Raw genomic sequence first — 8,578 nt, 5'->3', positions numbered from 1 at the left:
GGGCGGGCTCAGCGGCCCAGGGTGAGGCCCGCCGCGGCGGCGCCGCGGCCCAGGGCGGTCGCGGTGATGCGGTCGCGCACCGGGACGAGCGAGGTGTCACCCGAGGCGATGGCGGCGTTCAGGTCCACCACGCGGTTCCTGGCGGTGTCGAACCACTGGGGCAGGAACTCCGCCCGGGTCACCTCCCAGCGCCCGCCCTGGGCGGTCGGCGGGGAGAAGGTGAAGCGGCTGATGGTGCCCTCGTTGCCGCGCGGGTCGTAGGCGCCGGAGTGGTTGACCATCCGCCCGGCGATCTGGTCCCCCATGCCGTAGACGATCCACGTGCCGCCGACCTTCTCGTACGCCTGCGGGACGTGTGCGTGGGTGCCGAGCACGAGGTCGACGTCGGGGCGGCCGTCCGTCGCCGACGCGGCCAGGGCGCGACCCAGCCGGAGTTGGCTCCCGTCGGGGGCGGTCTGCCACTCCGTGCCCCAGTGGACGCTGACCACGACGATGTCCGCGCCCGCCTCCCGGGCGGCCCGGGCGTCGCTGAGGATGCGGCTCTCGTCGATGAGGTTCACGGACCAGGGGCGGTGCGCCGGTACGGGGATGCCGTTGGTGCCGTACGTGTACGCGAGGTGGGCGACGCGGGCGCCGCCCGCCTCCAGGAGGGCGGGGGTGACCGCCTCCTCGGCCGTGCGGGCGGACCCCGCGTGCCGTACGCCCGCCGCGTCGAGGTGGTCGAGGGTGCGGCGGATGCCCTCGGCGCCGGCGTCCAGGGTGTGGTTGGAGGCGGTGGAGCAGGAGTCGTAGCCGGTGTCGGCGAGCGCGGCGGCGATCTGGGGCGGGGACGCGAAGGAGGGGTAGCCGGTGAAGGGGCCGCCGTCCGGGCCGTACACCGTCTCCATGTGGCAGACGGCGAGGTCCGCGGCGGAGATGACGGGCTTGACGCCGGCGAGCATGGGCCGGAAGTCGTAGCCGTCGCCGCCGGCGTCGGCGTGCGCCTGCCGGATGATCGAGTCGTGCGGGAGGACGTCGCCGGTGGCCGCGAGGGTGAAGGGGCGCGATGCCCGTCCCGCGGCGCCGGCGGCCGAGGTGGGGGTGGTGCCGGGTGCGGCCGGGACGTCCGGGGGCGGCCCGGTGCAGGCGGCCGCAGCGGAGAGCAGGGCCAGCAGGAGGGTGGCGGGTGCGGCGGCGGCGAGCGGGCAGGCGCGGAGGCGTCCGGGGGTCATCGGGCTCCCTTGCGGTGGTGCGTGCGGGTCTGCGGAGGAGACGCGGGGCTCCCTGGATCCATAGGAGACGAAGGGGGACACCAATCCCGAAAAGCCGAAAGTATGACTAATTGGCTGGAACGGTGTCACCCGCTTTCCGTCGACCGCTCACCGCACCATTCACCGCTCCGTGCGACCGCTCGTCGCACACCGCGGTGCGTTGCCTGTCCCTCGGGCCCCGAATGCGCTCGTATACCGCTCGTGGTTCGTTGAGCAGCGGGAAAGGGTGTGGACGATGACGACGGCGACCACCGACGAACGCGCTCTCGCGCGACTCCAGCGGGAGCACGGGCCGGCCCTGCTGACCTACCTGCTGAGCCTCACCTACGGCGACCGGCAGCGGGCGGAGGACCTGCTCCAGGAGACGCTGGTGCGGGCGTGGCAGCACCCGGAGGCGTTCGAGGCCCCGTACGCGTCGATGCGGCCCTGGCTGTTCACGGTCGGGCGGCGGCTGGCCATCGACGCCCGCAGGTCGCGGCTGGCACGGCCTGCGGAGATCGGCGACGGCGCCCTGGCCGCCACGCCCGACCCCGCCGACGCCACCGAGTCGGCGGTGGCCGCGCTGGACGTGCGGGCGGCGGTGCGGGAGCTGAGTCCCGAGCACCGCGCGGTGCTGGAGCGGATCTACTTCGACGGCCTCACCGTGAAGGAGGCCGCGGCGGAGCTGGGTATACCCGCCGGCACGGTCAAGTCGCGCTCCTACTACGCGCTGCGGGCCCTCGGCCGGGGCCTTCCCGGCTACAGCCGCACGGCCGGCGGCCCCGCACGGGGAGGGCGCGGCGGCACGGGCAAGGCACGGCGCACCGCCCGCCCCTGAAGCCCCTGCACATACTCCCTTTCCCTCCCGTAGCACCGCGGAGGGGAACGTATGCGAAACCACACCGTCAAGTTGTGCAAAGAGCGGGCTCCGGGACCGCGGTTCGGTGGAGGCTCGTCCTCTAGGGGTGCGTGGCGGAGTTACGCGCGGAAGAGTACGTCCGGGAGAAGGTGGGAGCGTTGCGGCCCGAGAGCACGAACGGCACCGGCGGGGGCGGGCTCGCCGTCCCGATGGACTGGCTGTGTGCCGAGTACCTGGCCGATGAACTGCTGAGGGCGGGCGGTCTCGTCGAGACCGGCTCCCTAGAGTACGTGGCGGGGCGCAGGACACTCGCCCTGACGATCTATCTGAGCGACGGTGCCGCACCGGACGAGCAGCTCGACGAGTGGCTCGACCGCACCTCGTACGACCACCCCTGGCAGGACTGGGTCCGGGACCGGCTGACGGAGCGGCGACTGCGCGAGGGCGACGGCGAGCCGGGGGTGGCGCTGGCGCTGGAGACGTGGCGGCTGCTGGAGGAGACCCAGCTGCTCGCCGCGGACCTCGGCGCGCTGCCCGCGTCGCCCGCGCTGGGCGTGGTGGTGGACGAGTCGGCGCAGGTGTGGCTGCCGTCGTGGCGGCTCGGACTGCCGCTGGGCCACCTGGCGCTGCACCTGTACTGAACGGCCGGCCGGCCGGGCACGGGGGCCGGATCGCGCTGTTGCCGCCGCCCGGGGGCGCAGCCATCCTGAGGGGGCCGCCGGCACGGGCCGGTGGCGCGCCGAGCGGGGGTGGTGGCGTGGCCGGGGGCGTGGGGCCGACCGTGGGAGTCGAGGAGGAGTTCCTCCTGGTGGACGCGGCCGACGGCTGTCCCGTGGGCCTCTCCGACACCGTCCTGGATGCGGACCGGCGGCGGCACCGGCCCGGTGGGCGGGCGCCCGGGTGCGGCGCGGGGCGGGAGTTCCAGCGGGAGCTGCTGTCGACGATGGTCGAGACGGCGAGCGGGGTGTGCACCGACCTCGCGGGGCTGCGGGCCGAGCTGACGGCGTCCCGGTCCCGTCTGGCCGCCGCGGCGCGCAAGGCCGGGGCGCGGCCGGTGGCCTGCGGTACGGCGCCGATGGCGGCGGCGCCGCGCGCGGTGAGCCCCACCCCGCACTACCGGCAGATGGCCCGGCTGTACGGACGGCTCACGGACGAGACGGAGACCTGCGGCTGCCATGTGCACGTGGGCGTGCCGGACCGGGAGGCGGCGGTCGCGGTGCTGAACCACCTGCGGCCGTGGCTGCCCGTCCTGCTGGCGCTGTCCGCGAACTCGCCGTTCCACCAGGGGGCGGACACGGGGCACGCGAGCTGGCGCACACTGGTGCTGTCCCGCTGGCCCACCCACCAGATCCCGCCCTACTTCGAGTCGGCGGAGCACTACGACCGGACGGTGGCCGAACTGCGCTACGCCGGGGTGCTGCCGGTGCGGGCCGCCAACGCGTACTGGTTCGCCCGGCCCTCGGCGCACCTGCCCACGGTGGAGGTGCGGATCGCCGACGTCACGCCCAGCGTGGACGAGGCCGTGCTGCAGGCCGGGCTCACCCGGGCCCTCGTCGCCACCGCGCTCGACGCGGTGGCCGCCGGCCGCCGGGCGCCGCGGCTGCCCGAGCACGCGGTGGGCGCCGCCCTGTGGACGGCCGCGCGCCACGGGGTGCGGGGGCCCGCGGTGCACCCGGTGTCGGGGCGGCGCGTCCCGGCGGCCGAGGCGGTGCGGGCGCTGCTCGACTGGGTGGGGCCGGCGCTGCGCGCCACGGGTGACGAGGAGGAGCTGAGGGCTCTCGCGGCGGACGTCGTCAGCCGGGGCACGGGCGCCGACCGGCAGCGGCAGTGCTCCGGCTCCGGCCCGTGGACGCCCCTGCCCCTGCTGTGACCCCGCGGCATCTCGTCGCCCGCCGCGCGGGCGCCTTCCGTGCAACCGCCACGGCCTGCGTCGCCCGCGGCGCCGGCGAAGGCGGGAAGCGGGGCGGCCCGTCGGGGGCCGGCCGGGTGGGGCGGGGAAGCGGGCGCGGCGGTCCGAAGCGGTGTGCACGCCGCTGCCCGGGTCCCCTGGTCAGTCGGGCGGACCGGTGCCCCCGGGGTGCACGCCGGCGTGGTACTTCGGCAGGCGGACGGTGACCTTCATGCCGGCGCCGACGCCCGTCTCGGCCACGAGACCGTAGGCGTCGCCGTACACCTGGCGCAGCCGCTCGTCGACGTTGGACAGGCCGATCCCGGAGGACCTCGGGCGCTCACCCGCGAGGACGGCCCGCAGGTCGGCCGGGTTCATGCCGACGCCGTCGTCCTCGATGGTGACGACCGCCTCGGCGCCCACGTCCCGCGCGGCGATGGTGATCCGGCAGGTGGTGCGCGAGTCCTCCAGACCGTGCTTGACGGCGTTCTCCACCAGCGGCTGGAGGCACAGGAACGGCAGGCTGACCGGCAGCACCTCCGGGGCGACCTGGAGGGTGACCTGGAGCCGGTCCCCGAAGCGGGCCCCGGCCAGGGCGAGGTACTGCTCGACGGCCCGCAGTTCGTCGGCGAGCCGGGCGAACTCCCCGTGCCTGCGGAAGGAGTAGCGGGTGAAGTCGGCGAACTCCAGCAGCAGTTCACGGGCCCGCTCGGGGTCGGTGCGGACGAAGGAGGCGATGGCGGCCAGCGAGTTGTACACGAAGTGCGGGGAGATCTGGGCGCGCAGCGCCCGGATCTCGGCCTCCATCAGGCGGGTGCGGGACCGGTCCAGCTCGGCCAGCTCCAGCTGCACGGACACCCAGCGGGCCAGCTCGGTCGCGGCCCGGGCGAGCACGGCGGACTCCCGGGAGCCGTAGGCGACCAGCGCGCCCAGGACGTCGTCGTCCGCGGTGAGCGGGGCGATGACGGCCCAGCGCAGCGGGCAGCCGGGGTCGTCGCAGGCGGCCCGCACGCTGCGGCCGCGGCCCGACTCCAGCACCTCCGCGACCCCTGCGGCGATCTGCTCCGCGTGGTGGGCGCGCCCCGGGCCGTCCCAGGCGAGGACCGAGGTCCGGTCGGTGAGGGCGAGGGCCTCCGTCCCGAGGAGCGCGCGCAGCCGCCTGGCGGCCTTGCGGGCGGTGTCCTCCGTGAGTCCGGCCCGCAGCGGCGGCGCCGCCAGGGACGCGGTGTGCAGGGTGTGGAAGGTGGCGCGCTCCACGGGGGTGCCGAGGTCGCGCCCGTCGGCCCCGCCGCGCCGCGAGGTGAGCCGCCCGAGGGCGTACCCGGCGGCGAGCAGCAGCGTGCAGGACGCGGCGAGCGCGGCGGTGAGCATGCCGGTCACGTGCGGCCCACCAGCCCTTCCGGCAGGTGCAGCCGGGCGAGGATCGCCGGGGTGCCGGGCGGTATGTGGCGGGGGGTGGCCAGGGACACGGCGATCATGGTGGCGAAGCCGAGCGGCACGGACCAGACGGCGGGCCACGCCATGAGGGTGTGCGGCCAGCCGCCTGGGGCGAGTCCGGCGCGCGTGGCCAGCACGGCGGCGAGGGCGGCGCCGCCCCCGGCGAGGAGTCCCGCGACCGCGCCGGGCGGGGTGAGCCGGCGCCACCAGATGCCGAGGACGAGCAACGGGCAGAACGACGACGCCGACACCGCGAACGCCAGCCCGACGGCGTCGGCCACCGGGACGTGCGAGGCGGCGGCGCCGAGTCCGAGCGGCACGGCCATCGCCAGCGGCGTGGCGAGCCGGAAGTGGCGCACCCCGCGGGACGGCAGGACGTCCTGGCTGAGCACCCCGGCGACCGACATGGTGAGGCCGGACGCCGTCGACAGGAACGCGGCGAAGGCACCGCCGGCGAGCAGCGCGCCGAGGAGGTCGCCGGCGAGGCCGCCGACCACGCGGTCGGGCAGGACGAGGACGGCGGCGTCGGCGGCGCCGGTCAGGGCGAGCTCGGGTGCGTAGATCCGGCCGAGGGCGCCGTACACCGGGGGCAGCAGGTAGAACACGCCGACCAGGCCGAGGACGACGAGGGTGGTGCGGCGCGCGGTGCGCCCGTCGGGGCTGGTGTAGAACCGGACGGCGACGTGCGGGAGTCCCATCGTGCCGAGGAAGGTGGCGAGGATCAGCCCGTACGTGGCGTACAGCCGGCGCCCGTCGTGGTCGCCGGTCAGGGCGCTGGACCAGCCGAGGGGGTCGCCGTCGCCGGGGGCGCGCTCGGGCACGCGCGCCCCGGGGGCGAAGCCGAGGACCGTACCGGCCTCCACGCGGTGCAGGCCCTCGGCGAGGGTGACGCGTTCGCCGCGGTACGCGGTGGCGTCGACGCGTCCGGTCACGGTCACCGTCAGCGGGGCGTCGAGCGAGACCCGTACGGTGTCGTCGAGCCGTACGGTCGTGTGCTCGCGGAGCACGGCGGGCGCGTCGAACCGGGCGCGCGGGGCGTCGTCGGCGCACCAGGCGGCGACGAGGAACAGCGCGGGCACGAGGAGCGCGGTGAGTTTCAGCCAGTACTGGAACGCCTGGACGAAGGTGATGCTGCGCATCCCTCCGGCGGCGACCGCGCCCGTGACGACGACCGCGACGAGGAGGCCGCCGAGCCATGCGGGGGCGCCCGTCACGGTCTCCAGTGTCAGCCCGGCGCCCTGGAGCTGCGGCAGCAGGTAGAGCCAGCCGACCCCGACGACGAGCAGCCCGGCGAGGCGCCGCACGTACGGAGACTCCAGGCGGGCTTCCGCGAAGTCGGACAGCGTGTAGGCGCCGGAGCGGCGCAGCGGGGCGGCGACGAGGACGAGCAGCACAAGGTACCCGGCGGTGTAGCCGACCGGGTACCACAGCAGGTCGGGGCCCTGGATGAGGACGAGCCCGGCGATGCCGAGGAAGGACGCGGCGGACAGGTACTCGCCGCTGATCGCGGCGGCGTTGAGGCGCGGGCCGACCGTGCGGGAGGCGACGTAGAAGTCGGAGGTGGTGCGCGAGATCCGCAGGCCGAGGGCGCCGATGAGGACGGTGGCGAGGACGACCCCGGCGACGGCGGCGACGGCGTAGGCCTGGTGCACCGGGGCGGGTCACCGGCCTTCGACGAGGCGGGTGAAGTCGCGCTCGTTGCGCTCGGCGCGGCGCACGTACCAGCGGGCGACGAGCCACAGGGCGGGGTGGACGGCGACGCCGAGGACGGCCCAGACGACGAGTTCGGCGGTGGGCGCGGGAGCGGACAGGGCCTCGGGGAGGACCAGCAGCAGCGGCAGCGTCCCGACGGCGAGGGCGAGGACGGCCAGCGCGGTGAGCCCGGCCCGGAGCTGGCTGCGCATCAGGGAGCGGACGTAGGTGTGGCCCAGCGTCGTCTGCTCGCTGATCTCGGACCGGGCGGGCGCGTGGCGCGGTGGGCGCCGCCTGGCACGCGGCACCCCGGTGACGGTCTCGCGGCGCGGCGGGGCCGCGGGCGGTCGGGGGCGCTCTGGGGACATCAGCGTGGAGTCTACGCAGCCGCCCCCACCGGAAGGTAGGGCGATGCCCCCGCCGGTACGCGCCGCCCCGGGCGCCCCCGGTCAGCTGCGCACCTGTCGCATCAGCAGGTCGCGGAGCTGGCGTGCGTGGCGCCGGCTGACGGACAGTTCCGCGCTGCCGACGCGCACGGCGGTCGCGCCGCCGTCGAGCCGCAGTTCGTCGATGCGGCCGAGGGCGACGAGGTGGCGCCGGTGGATGCGGACGAAGCCGTGCGGAGCCCACCGCTCCTCCAGGGTGGACAGCGGGATGCGGACGAGGTGGCTGTCGACGTCGGTGTGCAGGCGTGCGTAGTCGCCGTGCGCCTCGACGTACGCGATCTCGTCGATCGGGACGAACCGGGTGACTCCGCCCCGTTCGACCGGGATCTGCTCGGCGGCGGCGCCTCCGGCGGGCGCGGGGGGCCGCGCCAGGTCGCTGACCCGCCGCACGGCCTCCGCCAGGCGCTCCTTGCGGACCGGTTTGAGGACGTAGTCGACGGCCTTCAGGTCGAACGCCTGCACGGCGAAGCCTTCGTGGGCGGTGACGAACACGACCAGCGGCGGCTTCGCGAACCCGGCGAGCAGCCGGGCCACGTCCAGCCCGGTCAGCCCGGCCATGTGGATGTCGAGGAAGACGACGTCGACGGCGTCCTCCCCGTCCGGCCCCGCCTCCAGGGCCAGGCCGATGCGGCGCAGGGCCTCGGTGGCTCCGGTGGCGCCTTCCGCCCGGCGCACCCGGGGGTCGGAGCGCAGCAGGTAGAGCAGCTCCTCCAGGGCGGGTGCCTCGTCGTCGACGGCCAGTACGCGCAGCATGGTGCGGAGTGTAGGCGGGGGCCCGTTGAGCGAGAAGCGTCCGCCGTACGTACGGGTCGGTGCGGGAACGGGAGCGAACGGGGGGTGTCATGGAACGGCACACGGCGGTGGGTGCCTACGCCTTGGGCGTCCTGGAGCCGTACGACGCCCTGTGCTGTGCCGAGCACGTCGCCCGGTGCGATCCCTGTGCGCTGCGCCTGGTGGAGCTCGGCGAGGTGGCGTCGGCGCTCGCCCAGCTGACGGGGCGCGCCCCGCTGGACCCGCCCGCGTCCCA

General features: G+C 75.9%; 8 protein-coding genes and 1 pseudogene. 4 read left to right on the top strand and 5 right to left on the bottom strand.

What is annotated here, in order from left to right:
• Positions 1–8 precede the first annotated feature (8 nt).
• The gene (locus BJP40_RS10725) at positions 9–1,211 is read right to left on the bottom strand and encodes a CapA family protein (protein ID WP_079171071.1); all 1,203 of its coding nucleotides are present in this window, start codon (positions 1,209–1,211) and stop codon (positions 9–11) included.
• 274 nt (positions 1,212–1,485) lie between these two features.
• Here BJP40_RS10725 and BJP40_RS10720 point away from each other — a divergent pair, with 274 nt between their 5' ends.
• The 3 genes from BJP40_RS10720 to BJP40_RS10710 all read left to right on the top strand — a co-directional run bounded on the left by BJP40_RS10720 (position 1,486) and on the right by BJP40_RS10710 (position 3,958).
• The gene (locus BJP40_RS10720; protein ID WP_079171070.1) at positions 1,486–2,067 is read left to right on the top strand and encodes a sigma-70 family RNA polymerase sigma factor; all 582 of its coding nucleotides are present in this window, start codon (positions 1,486–1,488) and stop codon (positions 2,065–2,067) included.
• Between the two features lie 179 nt (positions 2,068–2,246).
• Positions 2,247–2,729: a hypothetical protein gene (locus BJP40_RS10715; protein ID WP_079169567.1), complete on the top strand. Its 483-nt coding sequence runs from the start codon at positions 2,247–2,249 to the stop codon at positions 2,727–2,729.
• 140 nt (positions 2,730–2,869) lie between these two features.
• Positions 2,870–3,958, top strand: coding sequence for a glutamate--cysteine ligase (locus tag BJP40_RS10710; protein WP_226962347.1), 1,089 nt, complete (start codon positions 2,870–2,872; stop codon positions 3,956–3,958).
• Positions 3,959–4,138: 180 nt separating this feature from the next.
• Here the strand turns inward: BJP40_RS10710 and BJP40_RS10705 are convergent, their stop codons facing one another.
• The 4 genes from BJP40_RS10705 to BJP40_RS10690 form a co-directional block, all read right to left on the bottom strand.
• Positions 4,139–5,356, bottom strand: a complete 1,218-nt coding sequence (locus tag BJP40_RS10705; RefSeq protein WP_071280171.1) for a histidine kinase — start codon at positions 5,354–5,356, stop codon at positions 4,139–4,141.
• Positions 5,353–7,065: a cation acetate symporter gene (locus BJP40_RS10700; RefSeq protein WP_071280170.1), complete on the bottom strand. Its 1,713-nt coding sequence runs from the start codon at positions 7,063–7,065 to the stop codon at positions 5,353–5,355. Before BJP40_RS10700 ends, BJP40_RS10705 begins: the two co-directional genes overlap by 4 nt.
• Positions 7,066–7,074: 9 nt before the next feature.
• The gene (locus BJP40_RS10695; protein WP_071274972.1) at positions 7,075–7,473 is read right to left on the bottom strand and encodes a hypothetical protein; all 399 of its coding nucleotides are present in this window, start codon (positions 7,471–7,473) and stop codon (positions 7,075–7,077) included.
• 81 nt (positions 7,474–7,554) lie between these two features.
• A complete protein-coding gene (locus BJP40_RS10690) occupies positions 7,555–8,304 on the bottom strand; it encodes a LytTR family DNA-binding domain-containing protein (RefSeq protein ID WP_071280169.1) in 750 nt (249 codons plus the stop codon).
• Positions 8,305–8,393: 89 nt separating this feature from the next.
• Here BJP40_RS10690 and BJP40_RS34165 point away from each other — a divergent pair.
• Positions 8,394–8,578: pseudogene (locus tag BJP40_RS34165) on the top strand (zf-HC2 domain-containing protein); the annotation flags it as partial.

It is taken from the genome of Streptomyces sp. CC53 (assembly GCF_001865245.1).
Taxonomy (GTDB): domain Bacteria; phylum Actinomycetota; class Actinomycetes; order Streptomycetales; family Streptomycetaceae; genus Streptomyces.
Note: the sequence above shows the minus strand (reverse complement) of the source record. Positions and strands in the feature narration are given on the sequence as shown.